Origin of the sequence: Hymenobacter bucti (assembly GCF_042681145.1) — a bacterium.
Classification (GTDB): Bacteria; Bacteroidota; Bacteroidia; order Cytophagales; family Hymenobacteraceae; genus Hymenobacter; species Hymenobacter bucti.
Genome location: NZ_JBHUFD010000003.1, coordinates 417,518 through 437,262, shown reverse-complemented (window position 1 = coordinate 437,262; position 19,745 = coordinate 417,518). Strand labels below are relative to the sequence as shown.

Here is a 19,745-nt window from a genome sequence, read left to right as displayed (position 1 = left end):
GGGCCGGCGTAGCTGCTGGGCATCGGCTACTCCACTGATTTTCACAAAGTCAAAAGCCCCGCCTTCAAGCCCAGGCTCCTGCGCTGGCTATCGCCCTCCCCTACCCGCAACGGAGCGGCGACCCGCCGCTTTGGAACTCCCGGCGCGACGCGGCCGGCCCTGGCCGGGGCCCAGCCCAAACCAAGGACCTAGGGCACGGTGGTGTAGTGCACCCGAAAGGTGCCATCCGTTAAAGCCATCGTTTCCGTTTTGGCGGTCCACTGCTTTTCCCGCACCAGGGGGGCGCTGAAGCGGCCCTCCACTACTTTGCTCACCGTGTCGAGGCGCGTGATTTCTACCTTGGGCAAGCTCGCCGCATCGGCCGTGGCGTAGCTATTGGTGAGCGCGTCGTAGCCGAGCAGCACCCGCCAGGCGGCGGGCAACGCCCGCACGGGCGCGGGCTGCGGCCAGGCGGGCAACGCAAAATTCAGTGCGAAGGCTTCGGCTTTGGCAGCGTCCCCAGCCTGCCCCAACACGGAAAACTCCCGGCGCGCTTTGCTGTAGGTGCCAGTACCCGGGGCAGCCCAGGGAGCAGCATCCTTGGTAGCCCGCACAAAAAAACCTGCCTGCGGGGTCTGCGGCGCAGAGGCTTTCTCGTGGCAGGCGGCCAGCCCGCCCACCAGCAGCAAACTGCCCATAAAATAAAAGAAGGTCGATTTCATGGGTGCGAAAGTATGGCCGGCGCCAGCTATCGCCGGGCGCGGGGCCCGCTTACTCAGGCACCGGGGCCAGGGCCAGGCTGCGCATCCGCTCCACAAAGAGGCTGTCGGCGGCCCCTAGGTCGGGTAGCTGCTGGGTGAGCCGCGCGGGCGCCACGTACCCCACCAGCTGCTCGAACCCGGCCGGGGAAACCACCTGAAAGGCCATCGACCACTCCGAAAACCGCCGCTCGATGATGGGGCGGTCGGCCAGCTTAAAGAGCCCCTTGTGCCGGCGGTCCTGGCCGAGGTGCGCGTACAAGGTTTCCAACGTGGCCTGCTCGCCCTCCATAATTTGCATAAACTGCCCATCGCCGTAAACCAGCGCGCCCGTGATACCCAGGCGCTCGTTGCCCTGCTGCGCCTGCCGCAGCAGCTCTTGCAGCTCCGCATCGGTCATTGGCCAGCTGGCCGTACTCATGTAAATAATATGGTGCATCGCAACCAGGTAGGGAAAGAGCCAATGACAATAGACACTGAACACCATAATTTGCAAAGTGTTCCTTGCCGCGTGCAAAACGCACCGGGCGCAGCTTCCGCGCCGGAGTAGCAACTGCCGCCAAGCAGCTCCAACCGGGCCATCATATTCTAAAGCAGGCCCTATCAGGTAGTTACTTGAGCTGATTCGAGCCCGCGCCAAACCGTCCCGGCTTACCCTTATTTCCCTCCCCCTGCCTCATGCAAAGAAGAAAGCTGCTCAAAAACCTGGCCCTGGCCGCCCCGGCCGCCCTCAGCGCCCAGGGCTTCAACGAGGGCAAGGGCAAGCCCTTCGGGGCCGAGGATATTCGGTACGTCACGAAGGGCAACGCCTTGTTTACCAGTGCCCTCGGGTGGCCCGCAAGCGGGCGCTTGCTGCTTAAGTCGCTAGCCGCGGGTGGGCCGCACTACCTGGGCAAGGTCAAGCAGGTAGAATTGCTGGGCGCGCCGGGCAAGCTCAAATTTGAGCACACCCCGGATGGGCTGGCCGTGGTGCTACCCGCCCAAAAACCCAACGCCATTGCCTACGCGCTGAAGATTATGCCGGCCTAGCTACCGGCAAGTATTGCTTTTACTGCTTGATTACGGGATACTTTGCACCCGACCCTTTCCCCTTTCCCACCACCGGTACACCATGCTTTTTTCATCTCGCTACGGGCTACTGCTGGCCGCCCTTTTCGCCGGCTGCTCCCGCCCCACCCCCCAGTCAGCGCCGGCCGGTGAGCGGCCGGCCGTGCTGGTCTTTTACAAAACCCAGGGTTTCCGCCACGCCTCCATAGCGGCCGGGGTAGCGGCTTTTCAGCGGCTGGGCCGCGAAAACAACCTGCGCGTAGACACCACGCGGCTAGCCACGCGCTTCGTGGCCGACTCGCTGCGCCGCTACGCCGCCGTCGTCTTTCTCAACACAACCGGCGACGTGCTCGACTCAGTCCAGCAGGTGGCTTTTGAGCGCTACATCGGGCAGGGCCACGGGTTTATGGGCGTGCACGCGGCCACCGATACCGAGTACGACTGGCCCTGGTACGGAGGGCTGGTGGGGGCTTATTTCAAAAATCACCCCCAGGTGCAGCCCGCTACCGTGCGCGTGGCCGATGCCCACCACCCCGCCACCAGCTTTCTGCCCGCGCGCTGGGCGCGGACGGACGAGTGGTACAACTTTCGCAACGTGGCGCCCGACTTGCGGGTGCTGGCCACCGTGGACGAAACCTCCTACACCGGGGGCCTAAATGGCCAGCAGCACCCCTTTGCCTGGTGCCACCCCTACGGCGGGGGGCGCGCCTTTTACACGGCGGGCGGCCACCTGGACGAGAACTACGCCGACTCCCTGTTTCAACGCCACCTGCTCGGCGGCCTGCGCTACGCGCTGGGCCAGTGACCTAGGGGCAGCGGCCCCAGCGCCCAGGGCGCAGGTGGCTAGCTGCGCAGCAGGTACTGACGCTACGCCAGCCCGCGCCGGCGCATCAAGTTGAAGCCGACCTGCTGCATTTCTACCCTAGCTCGCGGTCCGCTACCGCCAGACCAACCCCAATTTATATCCTAGCCATTTCTGTCTTTTTACCGCATGAGCCCTAGCCTCTCTCCCCCCCTCGACTTAAAATTGAAAGGGTTTAAGGTGTACGAGAAAAACTTTACGCTACAGGAGGCGCAGCAGCCACAGCTTGCGGCGCAGGTATTCAGCCGGCGCGACTATTATAAAGTGCTGTTGATGGAGAGCAAGTGTCTGATTCACTACGCGCACCAAAGCCTGGAGCTAGATGGGCAGTACCTGTTCTTTACCAATCCGCATATTCCGTATTCGCTGGAGCTGCGTACCGACCGGCTGCACGCCTACGCCTGCTTGTTTACCGAGGAGTTTGTGAAAGCTGCCGACCGGTCGGAAAGCCTGCAACAGTCGCCGCTGTTTCGCATTGGCAGCACCCCGCTCTTTAAACTCGCGGCGCCCCAAGCGGACTACGTGCGGGGCATCTTTCAAAAAATGCTGACCGAACAGGCCGGGGACTACCCGTTCAAGGGCGACCTGATTCGCACGTACGTGCAACTGCTCATTCACGAGGCGCTGCACCTGCAGCCGGCGGATACGTTTTGGCAGCCTAAGAACGCCGCAACCCGCCTCACGTCGCGCTTTCTGGAGCTGCTCGAGCGCCTGTTTCCGATTGAGCTGCCGACGCAGCAGCTACCCCTCAAAACGCCGCAGGACTTTGCCGACCGGCTGGCCGTGCAGGTCAACCACCTCAACAAAGCCGTGAAGCAGGCGACGGGCAAGCCCACGAGTGCCCACATTGCCGGCCGCATCCTGGACGAGGCCAAGGCGCTGCTGCAGCACACCGACTGGAGCGTGGCCAGCATTGCCACTTGCCTGGGCTTCGAGTATCCTACCTACTTCAACAACTTCTTTAAAAAGCACACCGGCTGTACGCCCCTCTCCCTGCGCCGCCAGGCCTAAGCAAGGCGCGCGCCCCCGCTAACCCGTCGGCGCACAAAAGCCGGTAGAATTGGGGCAGCTGTAGGGAGGGGGAGTATGGCATGTTTTGTATACTTTTTCGATTGATTTCAGTTACCTGCTAGGGGATGAAGGCCCGGAACTTTGCGTCTGTATTTTAGTCAGGATAAGAAATCAGATGGAAAGCAACCACAATCAGAACCAAGACCTCGCCGGTAAAACGGCGTTGGTCACGGGCGGCACCAAAGGCATTGGCAAAGCCATTGCCGACAAACTAAGTCAAGCCGGCGCCCAGGTTATCATTACCGCCCGCCATCATCCTGAAGGGACCAATTCGGCCCATCATTTCCTGGAAGCCGATGTAACCCAGCCTGAGCAGGTAAGCCAGCTAGCCCACGCCATCACCGAAAGGTTTGGCGGCGTTGATATTCTGGTCGACAATATTGGCGGCGTGACGGCGCCCCGCGGGGGCTTTAGCACCTTAACGGACCAAGACTGGGAGCAGGAGTTGCAATTCAACTTGCTGGCGACCATTCGGCTGGACCGGGCGCTGTTACCCCCCATGCTGGCGAAAAAAAACGGGGTGATTATTCACATTTCGTCAATGGCTGGGTTAAGGCCCGTATGGTCTCACAATTTGGCGTATGCCGTGTCCAAAGCGGGACTAAACGCCTATAGCAAAGCCCTCTCGAATGAGCTGGCCCCCCAAGGCGTACGCGTGCTGACCGTCTCGCCAGGGGCGACCAACACGCCCCTGATGCAGCGGCTCATTCAGAATGCGGCGGCTACTTCCGGCCTCAGTGCGGAGGAAACCTTTCAGCAATTGGCGGCTCAGGTGGGCGGCATCCCCATGGGGCGCATGGCCGAACCGGAGGAAGTTGCTTCGCTGGTTCATTTTCTGGTTTCCCCCGCCGCGGCTTACTTAACCGGCGCCAACTATTTGATTGACGGGGGTACTGTACCCGTAGTGTAAAGCAGCGTACTGGCTGAACTCAGGAGGGCGTAAGCCATGAAGGAATACGTCGGCGGGCAACCGGAAAGAGCTGCGGCCCAGGCGGTTCAGATGGGCGAAACAAGCCAGTGAGAGTTGGGCCAGGTGCTTGGGTAGCACGGGTGGCCCCGGCGCCCGCTGGCGTTGTAAGGCCAGTTGCGCGTAGACCGTGTGCCAGACGACGACCACAATTCTTTGTCCAATTACTAGCGCAACCCCTCCAACACCGGTCCTTACTCGCTACACCAATTGCCGCAGGGCGCTTTCAAACGAGCGCTGGGCAATGCCGGTGCGCGCCTCGCTTTGGCGGTGGGTGCGCGCCAGCGCCGCCTCAATAATGCGCGAGACATCACTGAAAATGGCTTCGTCGGTGATGGCCTCCTCCGTTTCCATGAGGTAGGCGAAGACGCGGGCCATGCCGCAGTTGGCAATAAAATCGGGGATGAGGGCGCAGTGGGTGTCGGCCCATTCGCCGGTGGGGCCGAAGAAAATGGCCGGGTCGGCGAAGGGCACGTTGGCCCCACACGAAATTACTTCCAGGCCGCTGGCCACCAGGGCTTCTACCTGGGGCTGGGTAACCAGCCGCGAGGCGGCCGCGGGCACAAAAATCTCGGCTCCTAGGTGCCAGATGCGCGCGTTTACCTCCTCGAAGGACAGCAAATCGGGCGCCGCCAGAGCGTTGCCACTGCGGGTCAGAAACAGGTCGCGCACCTCTTCCAGACGCAGGCCCTCGGGGCGCAGCAGCCCCCCGGCCCGGTCGATGATGCCCACGATGCGCGCGCCCTGCTGCGCCAGGTAGTAAGCGGCGGCGGCCCCCACGTTGCCCCAGCCCTGAATGAGCACCCGCTTGTCCGCTAGCGCCCCGCCCCACAGCGCGTAGTAGTGCCGCACGGCCTCGGCCACGCCATAGCCCGTAATGAGGTCAGCCACCGTGTACTTACGGGCCAAGCTGGGCGTAAACGTAGCATCCTCAATCACCTTCACGACGCCTTGCCGGAGCTGGCCCAGCTTGCGAATCTTCTGGGGCTCGGTGGCGCGGTAGTAGCCGTTCACGACGCCCTCCTGCGGATGCCAGAGGCCGTACTCTTCCGTGATGGGGATTACGTCGTGGATTTCGTCTACGTTGAGGTCGCCGCCGGTGCCGTAGTAGGCTTTCAGCAAGGGAATTACGGCCTTGTACCAGCGCTCCAGCACGCCGCGCTTGCGCGGGTCCTGGGGGTCGAAGTTGATGCCCGACTTGGCCCCGCCAATGGCCGGGCCGGAGACGGTGAACTTGATTTCCATGGTTTTGGCCAAGCTCTCGACTTCCCGCTTATCGAGGCCCTTGCGCATGCGGGTGCCCCCGCCGGCCGCCCCACCCCGCAAGGAATTTATTACGACCCAGCCTTCCGCTTCGGTTTCAGAATCTTGCCACTCAAAAACAATTTCGGGGCGCTTGTGCTCAAACTGAGCGAGGAGGTCTTGCATACGAAAAGTAGCCTAGGTGTTCGGCTGGGCGAGAAGAGAATGGAGGCAGTAAATTAGTAGCTGGCACTAGCGCCCCGGTTCCAGCCAGGACTTGTAGTAGGCGCCGTCGTCGAGGGCCAGCGCGGCTTCGGTGAGCTGCAAGGGGCGGAAGGTGTCAATCATTACGGCCCACTCGTTAGTGCCGGTTTTGCCGATGCTGCGCTCGTAGGCGCCCGGCGCGGGGCCGTGCGGAATGCCGCCAGGGTGCAGCGTGATATGGCCCTGCTCGATGTTGTTGCGCGACATAAAATCACCGTCCACGTAGTACAGCAGCTCGTCCGAGTCGATGTTGGAGTGGTAGTAGGGCGCGGGGATGGCCTGCGGGTGATAATCGAACAGCCGCGGCACAAACGAGCAGACCACGAAGGCCTTGGTTTCGAACTGCTGGTGCACGGGCGGCGGCTGGTGCACCTTGCCCGTAATCGGCTGAAAATTACGAATATTCAGGCCGTAAGGATAATTGTAACCGTCCCAGCCCACCACGTCGAACGGGTGCGCGGGGTACACAAGTTCGTGCAGCACGCCTTGCTTTTTGATTTTCAGCAAGAAATCGCCGGTTTCGTCGTGCGTCTCCAGGTCGGCCGGCAGCTTATAATCGCGCTCGGAATAGGGCGCGTGCTCGAGCAGCTGGCCGAAGTGATTGCGGTAGCTTTTGGGCGTATAAATCGGGTGAAACGACTCGGTGATGAGCAGCCGGTTATCGTCCGAATCGAACTCGATTTGGTAAATAATGCCCCTAGGTACCAGCAGATAGTCGCCGGGCTCGAAGGCGATGTTACCGAGCTGCGTGCGCAGCCGCCCGGTGCCCCGGTGGATGAACAGCAGCTCGTCGGCATCAGCGTTTTTGTAGAAGTACGCCGTGAGCGAGTGGCGCGGCGCGGCCAGCGAGATGTGCACGTCGGCATTTACCAGCACGGGCGTGCGGGCCGCCAGGTAGTCGTCCTGCGGCGGTACCTGGAAGCCTTTGAGCAGCCGCGCCTTAATGTTCTTCGCCACCGCGATTTTGGGCGTCAGGTCGGTTTCGCCCAGCACCTCCCGCACCGCCGTGGGCGGGCGCAAGTGGTAGAGCAGCGACGACATGCCCTCGAAGCCAATCGTGCCGAAGAGCTGCTCGTAGTGCAGCCCCCCGCCGGGCTTCTCAAACACAGTGTGGCGCGTGGCCGCCACCCGCCCTAGCTTATGATAGATAGGCATTTTTTGAGTTGTGAGCTAGAATTTTTGAGTTTTGAGTTACTGATATGAGTACGAGTCAACTCATAACCTTTTAACTCACAACTCCCTACAGATTGCCGCGCCGGTCCTGCTCGCGCTCCAGGCTCTCGAACAGGGCTTTGAAGTTGCCCGCCCCGAAGCTGCGGGCGCCCTTGCGCTGGATGATTTCGAAGAACACCGTGGGCCGGTCCTCCACCGGCTTCGTGAATATCTGGAGCAGGTAGCCCTCCTCGTCGCGGTCGGCCATGATGCGCAGGCTGCGCAGGGCCTCCACGTCCTCGTCAATGTTGCCGACGTGCGCCCGCAGGTTGTCGTAGTAGCTGTCGGGGGTGTTCAGAAATTCCACGCCACGGCTCTTCAAGGCGCTGACGGTCTGGATAATATCGTCGGTGGCTACTGCAATGTGCTGCACGCCTTCGCCTTCGTAGAAGGTGAGGTATTCCTCAATCTGCGACTTCTTCTTGCCCTCCGCCGGCTCGTTGATGGGAAACTTAACGTAGCCGTTGCCGCTACTCATTACCTTGCTCATCAGGGCCGAGTACTCGGTGGTAATCTGCTTGTCGTCAAAGCTGAGGATGTTGGTGAAGCCCATCACGTCCTCGTACCACTTCACGGCTTCGTTCATACGGTTCCAGCCCACGTTGCCCACGCAATGGTCTACGTAGAGCAGGCCCGTGGGCTCGGGGTTGAAGGCCGACGTTTGGGCGGCGTAGCCGGGCAGAAAGGCGCCGCGGTAGTTCTTACGCTCCACAAACAGGTGCACCGTTTCGCCGTAGGTGTAGATGCCGGCCGTGCGCACCTCGCCGTGCTCATCGGTGAGCGTGCGGGGCTCTTGGTAGCTGCAGGCGCCGCGGGCCACGGTCTTTTCGTAGCTCGCGTAGGCATCATCAACTAGCAGGGCCAAGATTTTAACGCCGTCGCCGTGCTGGCGCACGTGCTCGGCAATGAGGTGGTCGGAGTGCAGCGCCGTGGTGAGCACCAGGCGGATTTTGCCCTGCTGCACCACGTAGCTGGCCCGGTCGCGCACGCCCGTTTCGGGGCCCGCGTAGGCCACCGTCTGGAAGCCAAACGCAGCCTTATAGTAGTAGGCCGCCTGCTTGGCATTGCCCACGTACAGCTCCAGGTGGTCGGTGCCGAGCAGGGGCAGAAAATCGGTGGCAGCGCGCTGCTTAAGTTCTTGGGCTACTTGGGGTTCCATGGGCAGGGGTGGGAAAGGAAGTGAGCTAGGGGCCGTAATATTACCGCCCGCCCCAGCGCATTGTCCAATATCAGTTTGTGATGAGGCCAATAAGAATTTCTTATTACCTTCGGGAATGGAATTCCGACAGCTGCGCTATTTCACGGCCGTGGCTACGGAGCTGCACTTTGGCCGGGCCGCCGAAAAAATGTGCGTCTCCCAGCCCGCCCTCAGCCAGCAAATTCAGCTGCTGGAAAAGGAGCTGCAGGTGGCGCTCTTCGACCCGCACCAGCGCCTGCGCCAGCGGCGGGTGGTGCTCACCGAGGCCGGAACGGCCTTTTTGGCCAAAGCCCAACAGCTGATACAGCTGCACCAGGAGGCCATCGACGCGGTGCGGCTGGTGGGGGCCCGGCCGCAGACCCTAGGGCTGGGCTACTACCAGCTGCTGCGGCCAGAGCGGCTGGCGGGCATTGTGCAGTGCTTTGCCCAGCACTGCCCCGAGGTGCAGTTTCAGCTGCACGAGTTTCCTAATTACCAGGCGGTGCAGCAGGCGCTGGTGGCGGGCCGCATTGCCGTGGGCCTCACCATGTTGCCCCTCATGCACCCGTCCCTCACGGCGCGGCCCTTCGGGCAGGGCGAGCTGGTAGTGGCCCTGCCGGCCGCGCACCCGCTGGCCGCCGCCGAGGCGGTGTTTCTGGAAGATTTGGCGCACGAGAAGTGGGTGGAAATCAGCCGCAACCTGCACCCCGTCTACGATGAAATCGAGCAGCTTTGCCAGCGCGCCGGCTTCAGCCGGCAGGGGGCCATTGTGCAGGAAGCTTCGTCGCTGGAGCTCCTAGGGCACTTCGTGGGCCTGGGTATCGGCGTGGCCTTCGTGCCTTCCTTTTTCGACATGGGCACGATGCCGCGGGTGGTTACGCGCCCGCTGCGCGTGGCCAACGGCGCGCCCGTGACCCTGACGCAGTGCGTGGCGTTCCGGGCGGCGCAGTCGGGGCTGCTTTCGCCGGCGCTGGCCCAATGCTGCGGCGTAACCTAGGCGGCGGCTAGCCAACCCGCATAGGACCCCCGCCTTAGCCGGGCAACCGCAGGCGTTTCCGGTGAGCAGCTTCCAGGCCTCCTTACGCTCGCTAGGATACCCGCGGAGCAGCGCTCACCAAGACAGGCATTTTAGTTCTTGTCGAATCAGTTCGGGTTGGAGTGGTCGGGCAAACCTGAACAGGATGGAGTCTTAGTCGAACGTCCTAAAAGACAGCCCCCCACCTACCAAACGTTAGCGCTACGACGCCGCCTTCCGGGCCGAGGCCCTACGCGTTGGCAGTCGAGCGCCGCTCGACCCAGGCGGAACGGCCCCACTGGGGGAAGCGCTGGCATCCGGTTCGGCTCCTAGGCCTTACCTTTTGGCCATGTGGTGGCGCAGCCTGTTCAACATTCTTTGGTTTACCCTGGCCTACCCGGTGTCGCTGCTGCTGGCGGTGGCGGTGGGCTACCTGGTTGCCGAGGTGAATTACCGGCGCCGCAGCCGGGTTTGGAAACCATCGGGCATCGAAAATGCGCTCATCACCATTTTCGGACTGCTGCTCTCCTTTACGCTGCTCTCGTCCAATAATTTGCTCCGCGAGCGGACCACCCTGATTCATCAGTCGTCGGAGGCCATGGCTGAACTGTACCGGGAAAGTCAATTGCTGCCAGCTACCGAGCCCGCCGTCCGCCACCTGCTGCTGCAGTTTCTGGCGCTGGAACTAGCTGAGCACCAAGCTAACCCAGTCCACGACCCAGCCCACGCCCGACAACTGGAGAACCTTTACCGCCAGGGCTGGCAGCAGCTTCGCAACTCCACCCAGGCCGCGGCCCCCACCCCCGACGAACTGCGCCGGCTGCTGCCAGCCCTGGATAAGCTCAGCGCCGCCACGTCCCGGCTGCACTATTCCTACCAGGAAGGAACGCCCCCCACCATTATTGCGCTGTTGCTGATTTCGTCGTGGGCCATTGGGGTGCTGGTGGGCTTTACCAACAACGCCCAGGAAACCCGTCACTACTTCGTGCCGCTGCTGTTTGTGGTTATCTCGGCGTTGACCGTGCAAGCCATTCGGGACCTCGACAACCCCGACCTAGGCCTCATCCGGCCCAACTATGGCAACCTCCGGGATTTGCAGCGCCTGATGGCCCATCCGCCTACCCCTCCCCGGGCTACCCCCTGAAACAAGCATGGTTATGGGGCGCGGGCCGCTTTGCGCAGCACGTACTGCTGGGGTGCTCTTAGAACCGGCAAATACCGCACGCTAAGCGGTGCACCCTAGGTAACGAGCATCCGAATCGTTCGCCGGGCGTGTCACTGCCTTCCGAACCTAGGCGCTCCCTGCTTAGCTACTGGGCGAAGTGCTGCTGTAGTAGCCCCGTGACTTTCTCGCGGGTCAGGGGCTTGTTGAGAAAGCCGGCAATGGGCAGCTGCTGCACCCGCGCTAGGTCGTGCGCGTGCAGCGAGGTGGTGAGCATGACGATGACAATGGCCCGCTGCTGGGCCAGGGGCATCTGCACGTAGGCTTCCAGAAAGGCTAGGCCGTTGAGCACGGGCATATTCATGTCGAGCAGGATGAGCCGGGGGCACGTCGGATTCGCTGGGGCAGTGCAGAGCTGGTCGAGCGTGCGCAGGGCCTGCTCGCCATTTTCGGCCACGAGCACCTGCTGGGCCACGTCCATGCGCGTGAGCAGCAGCTTGTTGAGGTAGTTGGTGGTGGGGTCGTCATCGACCAGCAGCACACTGCTTAAGGGGGGCATGGCGGAGGGACTTAAACGGGAAAGCTAACAGTGAAGGTGGTGCCCACATCGGGCTGGCTTTGCACGGCAATGGTGCCGCCGGCGTTCTCCACCAAGCGCTTGGTGATGTAGAGGCCCACGCCCGTGCCCTCTACGTGGGTGTGCAGGCGCTGAAACAAGCCGAAGAGCTGCCGCTGCTGCACCGCGCTCATCCCCAGGCCGTTGTCCTGCACCGTGAGCACTACGGCCTGGGGCGTTTGCGCGGCGCGCACCCGCACCTGCGCGGGGCGGTCGAAGGCCCGGTACTTGACGGCGTTGCTGAGCAGGTTGTAGACAATGCTGCGCAGGTTGGCCGGCGAGAACGATACCCGTAGCGCGGGGGCGACCTCGACCGAAAGCTGGGCGTTGGCCGCCCTAATGGCGGGGGCCAGGTCCAGGCATACATCCTCCACAACGGTGGCCAGGTTGACCGGCTCGGCCGGCCCGGCGTGGGCCAGTTGCAGCCGGGAAATGTCGGTCAGCTGGCCGATGGTGAGCTGAAAGCGGGCGACGGTCTGGTTGAGCAGGTCCAGCAGGTGCGCCACGATTTCGTCCTGCTGCACAGCGGCGGGCAGCGTGTCGCGCAGGGCCAGCACGATGCTTTCGATGTTGGTAATCGGCGCTTTCAAATCATGCGAGGCCGTGTACACGAAGGTGTCCAGGTCCACGTTGGTGCGCGTGAGCTGCCGGTTACTTTCGTTGAGCTCCTCATTGCTGGCCTGCAACTCCTCGTTGATGGCGGCTAGCTCTTGGTTGAGGTCCTGCACCTGCCGGCGGGCCAGCACCTGCTCGGTCACCTCGGTAGTTACATCGATGACGCCCAGCACCTGGCCGTCGGCGTCGTAGAGGGGCTGGTAGACAAAATTGTAGTAGGTGACCCGCGTTTCCCCGTTGCGCGTGAGGGTGACCGGCATTTCCTGGCCCACGAACGGCACCCGGGTTTGCTGCACCTGCCGCAGCAAGTTATCAAAGCCCTGGCCCAGCAGCTCGGGCAGCGCGTCCAGCAGGGGGCGGCCCAGCATGTGCGCGGGCGGGCGGCCAAAGAGGTCGGCCATCCGCGAGTTGAGCGCCGTGACGCGGAGCTCGTCGCCCGCGTACAGGCCGATGGCCACCGGCGCCTGCTCAAAAATGCGTTGCAGCTCGCCCTGCTGCGCCTCGCGCGCGCGCCGGGCCAGCACCTGCGCAGTCACGTCGTAGGCGTAGGTGACGAAGCCGTCAATCTGCCCCGTCTCATCGCGGCGGGCCTGGTAGGTGAGGTCGAAGTAAATGTCCTCCACGGGGCCGTCCTCGGTGCGGGCCAGCGGCACGAGCACCTCGCTGGCCTCGAAGGGCTCGCCCGTGTCGTAGACGTGGTGCAGGATAGCCATCAGCGGCTGGTCGGCCACCTCGGGCAGGGCATCCACCAAGCGCTTGCCCAGCAGCGCCCGGCCCGGAAACAGGGCTTGGTAGCCGGGATTAATGAACTCATACACCCACTCCGGCCCGTCGAAAATGCAGATGCCGGCCGGGGCCTGCCGAAACAGCTCGTACCACTGCCGCCGCTGGCGCTCGGTGGCCGCCTGCGCGGCTTCGAGTTGGCTCGTACGCTCCTGCACCCGCGCTTCCAGCTCGTGGGTGAGTTGCGCTGCCTGCTGGCGGGCAACTACTTCGGCCGTGACATTATAAGCAAATTTGAGGCAGCCGTCGATGCACCCCGCCGCGTCACGCGTGGCCTGGAAGTACACGGTGTAGTACTGCAATTCCAGCTTGCCCGTGCCGGTGAGGTCCACCCACGTCTCCAGCTCCGTGCCGTAAAACGGCTCGCCGGTCTGGTAAACCCCGTCGAGGATTTCGTAGTAGTGCTGGCTTTCGAGCTCGGGTAAGGCCTGGCGCACGGGCAGGCCCTTGATGGTACGGGTAGGAAAATCCTGCTGGAAGCGCTCGCTGACGAGCTCGAAGACGTGCTCCGGGCCGCGGTAGCTGGCCACCACGGCCGGAAACTGCTCCAGCATCGTGTACAGGCGCTGGCGCTGGGCTTCGGCGCGGGCCGCCTGCTCGTGGGCGAGGCGCTCGCGCAGCGCTTGCTCAACCTCCGCGCGGGGTGGGTCGCCTAGGTCAGTGAAGTTGACTACCAGCAGCTCGCCGCTGCGCTGGGCTACCAGCCGGAAGTAGGTGTCGGGGCCAGGGCCGGGGCCGGCGTGGGGCACGTCGTAGGTCGCGGCCTGGCCGGTCAGGTAAGCGGTGCGGTACTGGTCAAAAACGCCCGTTGACACACTATCAGGGTAGTACTCGCGGAACGTGCGGGGCGGCTGCGCGGGCAAGCCCAGCAGGCGCTGGCCGGCCGGGTTGAGGCGGGCAAAGCGGAAATCGACCAGCTCCTGGTACTCGTCGTAGACCGGGGCGTAAAGCGCGGCCCCGGTGGGCACCAGGTCAAAAAAAACCTCTAAAGGATTGTCAATAGACGCCACAAGCAGCGAGGGAATAGACAAGCGAATACAACTACCTTAACCAGCAGAATTGCCAGCCCAGGGCCCGGCAAAGCCACGCCCCACGCGAAGGTAACGGCACGAGTAAGCTCGGCCCCTAGTAAGTAGCGGAGGAAACGGATTTCTTTCGCCAGCCCTGCCTGACCGGGACTTAGGCAGCTGCGCAGAAGTAACGAGTAGACGCCCTAGGGCCTGGCAGATGAAAAGCGTTGCCGCCTCATACCTCGCAGCCGCCGGATGCCGGTGCCCTAACGCGCAGCTTGTGGCACGCACTACTGAAAGAGGCTTCCGTTTGAAATGCCTTTCGGGGTCATGCCAGAGGCTGAAGTAGCAGCTGTTAGTTACCATAAAGACACCCATCTAACCAGCGGCATTTCTTCGAGCTTAACGGGCTGTATTTTCCGTTTTCTGAGACGACCCTGATTGGCTGGGTACGAGCTCAGCAAGAACCATTTTCTACCTCCCTAGGTGCGTGCGCCCTCGCGCCATTCACGGGCGCTGCTTACCCTTTGCCCCAAGTTTTTAACCTAGGTCAGTCATCGCCAAACCTTGTTTGCCAAGGGTGAAAAAAACAGTCCGAAATTCCCGGCCCTAGGTTCGGGCCTACGCCTCGGAAAATCTCGCTTAGCGCATGCGCCGATGCAGGTTGCCGGTGCGAACCCAGCGCTCCATCACCTGGCGGCGGGGGGCGATGGTGCCGCGCAAGTACTTCTCGATGAGCAGGGCGGCGTAGGGCGCGGCGGCGTGGCCGCCAAAGCCGGCCCCTTCCAGGTACACGGCCACCACAATGCGGGGGGCCACGGCGGGCGCGAAGCCGGCAAAGGAGGCGTGGTCATCGCCCTGGTCGTTCTGCACGGTGCCGGTTTTGCCAGCTATGCTGATGCCGACATCGGCCAGGCTGGCGCTCTCGGCGGTGCCGGCGCGCGTTAGCACGGCCACCATGCCGGGCACCAGCGCGGCCAGGTTGGCGCTATCCACCAGCACCCGGTGCTTCACCTGAAAGCGTGGCAGGGGCTGGCCCGAGTCGCCGATGCTGCGCACGAAGTGGGGCGTGATGTACCAGCCGCGGTTAGCGATGGCTGCCAGCACGTTGGCCGTTTGCAGGCCGGTAAGATTGATTTCGCCCTGGCCCAGGCTCAGCGAGTAGATGCGGCGAAAATCCCAGCCGCAGGAGTCACCCGCGGCCTGGTCGTAGCGGGCCAGGGTGGGCAGCAGGCCAGGGCTCTCGCGGGTCAGGTCGGTGCCCAACACCGAATCGAGCCCAAACGAGCGGGCGACCCGACGCCAGGCCCGGAAGTTGGCCCGGCGCGCGGCGCAGCCGTCGTAACCCGTGGGGTGCTCCACCACCGCCCGCAGCAGCTGGTAGAAGTACGGATTGCAGCTGTACTTAAGCGCCAGCGTTAAGTTTTGGGCAGGGGGATGGTGGTGCACACAGTTCACCAGCTTCTGATTGCAGGCAAACCCGGTAGTGGGCAGAATATTCCCTAGCTGCAGGGCCACCGCCGCGTTGACGAGCTTAAACACCGAGCCGGGCGGCCCCGCCTGCAAGGCCGGGCGGTTGAGCAGCGGCATTTTCTCATCGGCTAGCAAGTCCCGGCCCGGGCGGCGGCGGTCAGGGTCGGCGAGCTGGGTGGGGTCGTAAGTGGGGCCCGACACGAAGCACAGGATTTCGCCGGTTGCAGGCTCCAGCGCCACAATGTAGCCCCGGCGACGGCCCAGTAGCTGCTCGGCGTAGGCTTGCAGCCCGGCATCGAGACCTAGGTGCAGGGCCTGCGGGGCCTGGTAGGCGGTGTCGGCATCCCAGCTGCCGTGCTCGGTACCGGCCGAGTCGAGCAGCGGGTGGGCAATGCCGCGGTGGCCGGCCAACACCCCGTGGTAGTAGCTCTCTACCCCGCCGCTGCGCAGGCGGGCGAAGCGGCCGCGGCGGTAGCGGCGGGCATCCTGCCCAAAGCCCGGGGCATCGGCGGGCCAATAGCCCAGCACCTGCGCCGCAATGGGCTGGCGGTAGGTGCGGCGGCGTTGCTGCGCGAGCGCCAGACCCAGCCAGTCGCGGGGGTGCGCGCGTAGCTGCCGGCGCAGGGCCTCGGCTTCGGCGGCGCGCAGGGACAGGTGCACGGGGCGACCTAGTAGCGCCGCTTCGGGTTGGTCGCTGCGGACGCGCTGTTGCAAGGTGCCGGCCCGCCAGCCCAGCACCCGGTTTAGGCGCGCCGAGTCCAAGGGCAGCCGGGAAGGTAAGGTCAGGGTGTAGTGCCAGTCGGAGGCGACCAGCACGGTATCGTAGCGGTCGAGTACCTGGCCGCGCGGGCCCGGTTCGCGCACCTCGCGGCGGCACACGCAATCCGGGCAGCGCAGCGTGTCGGCGGGGGCCACTACCCCGGCTACCTGCCGCCCAGGGCCAGTGGGACCTAGGGCCTGGGACCACCGCAATCCCAGCAGCAACAGGAATATTCCTACCAGCGCCTGCGCCGCCAGCCGCCAGGCAGTGGCCCGGTCAAGTAGGGTATCTAGTAAAGAAATTCTCATAATCTAACGAGGCGAAAAGTGTCCTACTGCCTGGCCAGTAGTTGACCGCCGCCCGCAGAGCTACTTGCCAGGGGGAGCATGGATTCTACGTAATTAACTGATTTGCAGTATATTAATTTATAGATTGCAGGAGGTTTTTAGTCCCTACCAGCCGTATCGCAGCACCAGCAGGGCGAGGGTGAGGATAATGCCACCCGTCACCACCCACAACGCCCGGTCAGGACCTGGTCGGTTCCGGCGGTAGCTCAACCGATACAGCCTTTTTTGTCGACTTCTTCGACGGCGCGGCGCGCTAAGCGGCGCGGCGCGGGACGCGGAAGAGAACGTGGTGCGAAGTAGTCCCATTGGTATGCGCCCGTTGGTCGGGCCTTAGCGTGAAATTCAGGCGATTCCTACCCCTAGCCGGTATACCGCAGCGCATCCGGTGGGCGAGTGCGCACGTCGGGGCCGTAGTGATGGCGCCGGCTCAGTCTCTCAAGGGGTAAAGACACTGGCTAACTAATAGGATATATAGCATAGAACTTACGCAAAAAGTAGTTGTCATTGCGCAAGTCCCATGTCAATCAAATCTTTTGAAAATCAGCTTATTAATTCTATTCTCCAGCGTCAGCCGGCCGTTTTCGAACCGGTAGGTGAAGGACCGCCCGGAGAGGGCTCCCCGAAGCTTTTGCTCGAAGGCCAGCGCCGGGCAGGCCAGCTGCGGGCCACTCAGGGTGCCAAACCGGAGGCCGTCCCGCTCCGGCGTTAGGGGGCCGCCGAGGCTGTTGCAGCCGCTGAAGCCCAGGACCTGTTCCGTGGTCAGGTTCAGCTCCAGATACGGCTTGCCCTGGGCAAACCGGGCAGCGGCCACGGCCTGCCCGTCCAGGGATTCCAGGGCCCAGAGGTCGTGCAGCCGGTAGTCGCCTAGGTAGCGCCCGCAGCCCGCAAACTCGCGGACAGCTGGCCGGGCGGCTGTTCGCGCCGATACCGTAACGGTATAGGGCAGCACCTCGCCGGACGCGTTGTTTGGGCAGGGGCGTTGCGCCAGCGTCACGGTCAGCTCGCCGGCTTCGGTCAGGGCTCGGTAGCGCAGCACGGGGGCATCCTGCGCCTGGCTAGGGGTAGGCAAGAGCACGAGTAAGGAGTCGCCACTGGCTGCGGTGCGAAAGCGCAGCTGCCCCTGACCGGTTATTTCCAGCGACCAAAACGGCTCGGTACCCATCGCTACGAAGGCGATGCCACGGCGGCGCTGGGCGTCCCAGCGATTGGCCGATGCAGCGGCCGGGGCCGTTTGCACTGGCACGGGCCACCCGCCAGGGTCTCGGCCAGTGGCGGGAGATGCAACCCTGGCTTGCTGGACCGAAGCGCAGGCGCCCAGCCCTAACCCTAGGGCAGTTAAAAGTGCATGGCTCCTCATAAGGTCATAAGGCGGCTCGTAAGGAATAAGGCGGCCACGTGCTGAGTTGGAACCAGCCGCTCGCCAACCTACCCCGCAGCGGAGGGGACTAGTGGCGCAGAGCCGTTAAGTCAATCTGGTCGAGGTAGGGCTGTAAGTAAGCGGGGTCGTGAAAGGCCCGCAGGATTTCGAAATCGGCGGAAGTATAAAAGTGGATTTCCACGAAAAACGTCTCCACCTGATACAAGCGAACCAGCCCATCCCCAGTGGCCGGCCGGGCCGCCAGGTAATAGCCCTGCTCCCAGACCCGGGTGAGCTGCGCGGCGGGCAGCAGTTGGTTGAACGCCGCGAGGGCGTGCCAGGTCTCGTCCGCCGATTTCATGTGCCACTGCTAATTACCTGAATGAAACACCAGTAGCAAACGTAGGCGGTCCGCCGCGCGCAGGCAAGCCTCGACTAACTCGAAGGCGTTACACTTTCTAAGATGTAGCAAGAAAGAAGCCGTCGCTGAGGCCCTGGCTTATCAAACAACAAAGGCTCAATCGGAGGCCGCTATCTGGGTTTGGTAGTCAGAGGGGGTGCAGCCAGTGAGCTTCACGAAGGCGCGGGAGAACGTGGTGCGGTTGCCAAAGCCGGCTTCGAGCGCGAGGCCTTCGAGTGTGAGCTGGCGCCAAGCGAGTTGGGCCATGCGCACCTTGATGTACTCAACCCGGTAGCCATTCAGAAAGTCGTTGAAATTCACTTGGTACTCCTGGTTGATGAGGGCCGAAAGCTGGTGCGGGGGAATATCGGTTTCGGCGGCCAGGTCTTTGATGCCGTATCCCTTGCGCCGGAAAGGCTGCTGCTCTTGCATGTGGGCCTCAATACGCACGCGGTAGGCCTGCCGGCGTTCGTCGCTTAGCGCATAGGCCCTGGCTGGCTGCTCCGGCTTATCCGCAACTGGCTCTGGCTCAGGCGAACTAATGGTATCCGCAGGTTCACTTACTGAGGGGGGCGGCGCGTGGCGCAGGCCGTACAGTACCTGGGGTTGGAAAAGTAGAAGCAGCGAGGTAACCACCAGGTAGCTGCTCAGCACGCACACGGTAAAAATGGCCACGAAAGTGCCGCTGACTGGCAGCAACATCGCCAGCAGCACGGGCGGATAGAGCAGCGTGTTAAGCAACGTGAACACGCGCAGCCAGTGCAGCAGCGCGTGGTTGGCGTGGCGGCTAGCGGGGTTTGCCCCACGGCTAAACCACCCCAGCAGCCGCCACTGCAGCAGGGCGTAGACGGTGCCGAAGAGGAACTTGAGCACCGGATGGTAATAGGCGGGCAGCAACCCCTCCTGCTGCTTGGTGACGCCGGCCACGCTGACCAACAGGCGCTGCAAGTAGTGCACTTTGTACGCCGCACTGTGCAGCAGAAAAGGCAGCAGTTCCAGCGTGTGCAGTCCAAAGGGCACGAAGAGCAACCAGTCGAAGCGCCGAAAGCGGCTTTCCTCATAGAGCACCGACCGCACGTAGAGGTAGGCGCAGGGCGCCACCAGGTAGTGCAGCGGCATATTCACCCGAAACAGGTGCGGCACCAGCAAAATGGCGTGGTTGATGAGCAGCGCGCTGGTGAGCGCAAATAGGGCAACGCTGAACAGCGATGCCCCCAGCAAGCGGTTGGCGTGGCGCTCTACCGTGTTAACGAACGCTAAGATGAAGCTGACGAGCGTGCCGACAAAAGCGCTCAAAAACAGAAACACAGTCAGCAGTTCGGCGTGAGGCAACAGAGGCAGAGCAGGCATCATGCAGGCGGAGCATTGAAAGGCTGGTCTTAACTAAGACCAACTGCAGGCGGGGGGCAGGGCCGCACAGTACTGTTGACTTTAAGAAAGATATAACATAATTTTTCAATGTGCTATTTCAATCAGTCGCACTGACCAAAAACGCATTTCTGCGGCCTTCCGATTAAAGAACGTCCGTTAGAAAAGAAAGGCGGTAAGTAACAGCGCATTGCAAGCCAATAGGTTAGGTGTAAAGACAAGCCTAAGGCTCCCCCGCGCTGTTACATTTTGCAAAGTGT

General features: G+C 62.8%; 17 protein-coding genes. 6 read left to right on the top strand and 11 right to left on the bottom strand.

Annotated features, from left to right (window positions below; genetic code table 11):
- Positions 1–188: 188 nt before the first annotated feature.
- Together ACFSDX_RS09515 and ACFSDX_RS09510 are read right to left on the bottom strand one after the other, a co-directional pair.
- Positions 189–701 (bottom strand): hypothetical protein, encoded by a 513-nt coding sequence (locus tag ACFSDX_RS09515; RefSeq protein WP_382313115.1) that lies wholly within the window; start codon positions 699–701, stop codon positions 189–191.
- Between the two features lie 49 nt (positions 702–750).
- Positions 751–1,176 carry a BLUF domain-containing protein gene (locus ACFSDX_RS09510; RefSeq protein ID WP_382313114.1) on the bottom strand — a complete coding sequence of 142 codons (426 nt, stop codon included), beginning with the start codon at positions 1,174–1,176 and terminating at the stop codon, positions 751–753.
- Between the two features lie 239 nt (positions 1,177–1,415).
- Between ACFSDX_RS09510 and ACFSDX_RS09505 the strand changes: the two genes are divergently transcribed.
- The 4 genes from ACFSDX_RS09505 (at position 1,416) to ACFSDX_RS09490 (ending at position 4,627) form a co-directional block, all read left to right on the top strand.
- Positions 1,416–1,766: an alpha-L-fucosidase C-terminal domain-containing protein gene (locus ACFSDX_RS09505; protein ID WP_382313113.1), complete on the top strand. Its 351-nt coding sequence runs from the start codon at positions 1,416–1,418 to the stop codon at positions 1,764–1,766.
- Between the two features lie 82 nt (positions 1,767–1,848).
- Positions 1,849–2,589: a ThuA domain-containing protein gene (locus tag ACFSDX_RS09500; RefSeq protein WP_382313112.1), complete on the top strand. Its 741-nt coding sequence runs from the start codon at positions 1,849–1,851 to the stop codon at positions 2,587–2,589.
- 186 nt (positions 2,590–2,775) lie between these two features.
- Positions 2,776–3,657: a helix-turn-helix domain-containing protein gene (locus ACFSDX_RS09495; RefSeq protein WP_382313111.1), complete on the top strand. Its 882-nt coding sequence runs from the start codon at positions 2,776–2,778 to the stop codon at positions 3,655–3,657.
- A gap of 85 nt (positions 3,658–3,742) precedes the next feature.
- Positions 3,743–4,627: an SDR family oxidoreductase gene (locus ACFSDX_RS09490; RefSeq protein ID WP_382313110.1), complete on the top strand. Its 885-nt coding sequence runs from the start codon at positions 3,743–3,745 to the stop codon at positions 4,625–4,627.
- A gap of 258 nt (positions 4,628–4,885) precedes the next feature.
- Here the strand turns inward: ACFSDX_RS09490 and ACFSDX_RS09485 are convergent, their stop codons facing one another.
- The 3 genes from ACFSDX_RS09485 to hppD all read right to left on the bottom strand — a co-directional run bounded on the left by ACFSDX_RS09485 (position 4,886) and on the right by hppD (position 8,561).
- Entirely contained in the window at positions 4,886–6,112 is a 1,227-nt protein-coding gene (locus ACFSDX_RS09485) for a Glu/Leu/Phe/Val dehydrogenase dimerization domain-containing protein (RefSeq protein ID WP_382313108.1), read from the bottom strand.
- 66 nt (positions 6,113–6,178) lie between these two features.
- Complete coding sequence (locus tag ACFSDX_RS09480; RefSeq protein WP_382313107.1) at positions 6,179–7,345, bottom strand: homogentisate 1,2-dioxygenase; 1,167 nt, start codon at positions 7,343–7,345, stop codon at positions 6,179–6,181.
- Positions 7,346–7,430: 85 nt separating this feature from the next.
- Positions 7,431–8,561: a 4-hydroxyphenylpyruvate dioxygenase gene (gene hppD, locus ACFSDX_RS09475; protein ID WP_382313106.1), complete on the bottom strand. Its 1,131-nt coding sequence runs from the start codon at positions 8,559–8,561 to the stop codon at positions 7,431–7,433.
- Positions 8,562–8,676: 115 nt separating this feature from the next.
- On the opposite strand from hppD, the gene ACFSDX_RS09470 reads away from it, so the two are divergent.
- The gene (locus ACFSDX_RS09470) at positions 8,677–9,576 is read left to right on the top strand and encodes a LysR family transcriptional regulator (protein ID WP_382313105.1); all 900 of its coding nucleotides are present in this window, start codon (positions 8,677–8,679) and stop codon (positions 9,574–9,576) included.
- A 367-nt stretch (positions 9,577–9,943) separates the two neighbouring features.
- Complete coding sequence (locus ACFSDX_RS09465) at positions 9,944–10,738, top strand: bestrophin-like domain (protein WP_382313103.1); 795 nt, start codon at positions 9,944–9,946, stop codon at positions 10,736–10,738.
- Between the two features lie 166 nt (positions 10,739–10,904).
- Here ACFSDX_RS09465 and ACFSDX_RS09460 read toward each other — a convergent pair whose 3' ends face one another.
- The 6 genes from ACFSDX_RS09460 to ACFSDX_RS09435 form a co-directional block, all read right to left on the bottom strand.
- Entirely contained in the window at positions 10,905–11,315 is a 411-nt protein-coding gene (locus ACFSDX_RS09460) for a response regulator (protein ID WP_382313102.1), read from the bottom strand.
- A gap of 11 nt (positions 11,316–11,326) precedes the next feature.
- Complete coding sequence (locus ACFSDX_RS09455) at positions 11,327–13,801, bottom strand: PAS domain-containing sensor histidine kinase (RefSeq protein WP_382313101.1); 2,475 nt, start codon at positions 13,799–13,801, stop codon at positions 11,327–11,329.
- Positions 13,802–14,422: 621 nt separating this feature from the next.
- A complete protein-coding gene (locus tag ACFSDX_RS09450; protein ID WP_382313100.1) occupies positions 14,423–16,321 on the bottom strand; it encodes a peptidoglycan D,D-transpeptidase FtsI family protein in 1,899 nt (632 codons plus the stop codon).
- A gap of 559 nt (positions 16,322–16,880) precedes the next feature.
- Complete coding sequence (locus ACFSDX_RS09445; RefSeq protein ID WP_382313099.1) at positions 16,881–17,603, bottom strand: META domain-containing protein; 723 nt, start codon at positions 17,601–17,603, stop codon at positions 16,881–16,883.
- A gap of 202 nt (positions 17,604–17,805) precedes the next feature.
- Entirely contained in the window at positions 17,806–18,078 is a 273-nt protein-coding gene (locus tag ACFSDX_RS09440) for a hypothetical protein (RefSeq protein WP_382313098.1), read from the bottom strand.
- Positions 18,079–18,234: 156 nt separating this feature from the next.
- Positions 18,235–19,470, bottom strand: a complete 1,236-nt coding sequence (locus tag ACFSDX_RS09435) for an AraC family transcriptional regulator (protein WP_382313097.1) — start codon at positions 19,468–19,470, stop codon at positions 18,235–18,237.
- Positions 19,471–19,745: the final 275 nt, after the last annotated feature.

Bases quoted from the DNA above. Each gene is read 5' to 3' on its own strand.
- ACFSDX_RS09440 (WP_382313098.1), bottom strand. From the start codon at position 18,078: ATGAAATCGGCGGACGAGACCTGGCACGCCCTCGCGGCGTTCAACCAA.
- ACFSDX_RS09500 (WP_382313112.1), top strand. From the start codon at position 1,849: ATGCTTTTTTCATCTCGCTACGGGCTACTGCTGGCCGCCCTTTTCGCC.
- ACFSDX_RS09515 (WP_382313115.1), bottom strand. From the start codon at position 701: ATGAAATCGACCTTCTTTTATTTTATGGGCAGTTTGCTGCTGGTGGGC.
- ACFSDX_RS09480 (WP_382313107.1), bottom strand. From the start codon at position 7,345: ATGCCTATCTATCATAAGCTAGGGCGGGTGGCGGCCACGCGCCACACT.
- ACFSDX_RS09470 (WP_382313105.1), top strand. From the start codon at position 8,677: ATGGAATTCCGACAGCTGCGCTATTTCACGGCCGTGGCTACGGAGCTG.
- ACFSDX_RS09510 (WP_382313114.1), bottom strand. From the start codon at position 1,176: ATGCACCATATTATTTACATGAGTACGGCCAGCTGGCCAATGACCGAT.
- ACFSDX_RS09435 (WP_382313097.1), bottom strand. From the start codon at position 19,470: ATGATGCCTGCTCTGCCTCTGTTGCCTCACGCCGAACTGCTGACTGTG.
- hppD (WP_382313106.1), bottom strand. From the start codon at position 8,561: ATGGAACCCCAAGTAGCCCAAGAACTTAAGCAGCGCGCTGCCACCGAT.
- ACFSDX_RS09505 (WP_382313113.1), top strand. From the start codon at position 1,416: ATGCAAAGAAGAAAGCTGCTCAAAAACCTGGCCCTGGCCGCCCCGGCC.
- ACFSDX_RS09450 (WP_382313100.1), bottom strand. From the start codon at position 16,321: ATGAGAATTTCTTTACTAGATACCCTACTTGACCGGGCCACTGCCTGG.
- ACFSDX_RS09465 (WP_382313103.1), top strand. From the start codon at position 9,944: ATGTGGTGGCGCAGCCTGTTCAACATTCTTTGGTTTACCCTGGCCTAC.
- ACFSDX_RS09485 (WP_382313108.1), bottom strand. From the start codon at position 6,112: ATGCAAGACCTCCTCGCTCAGTTTGAGCACAAGCGCCCCGAAATTGTT.
- ACFSDX_RS09495 (WP_382313111.1), top strand. From the start codon at position 2,776: ATGAGCCCTAGCCTCTCTCCCCCCCTCGACTTAAAATTGAAAGGGTTT.
- ACFSDX_RS09460 (WP_382313102.1), bottom strand. From the start codon at position 11,315: ATGCCCCCCTTAAGCAGTGTGCTGCTGGTCGATGACGACCCCACCACC.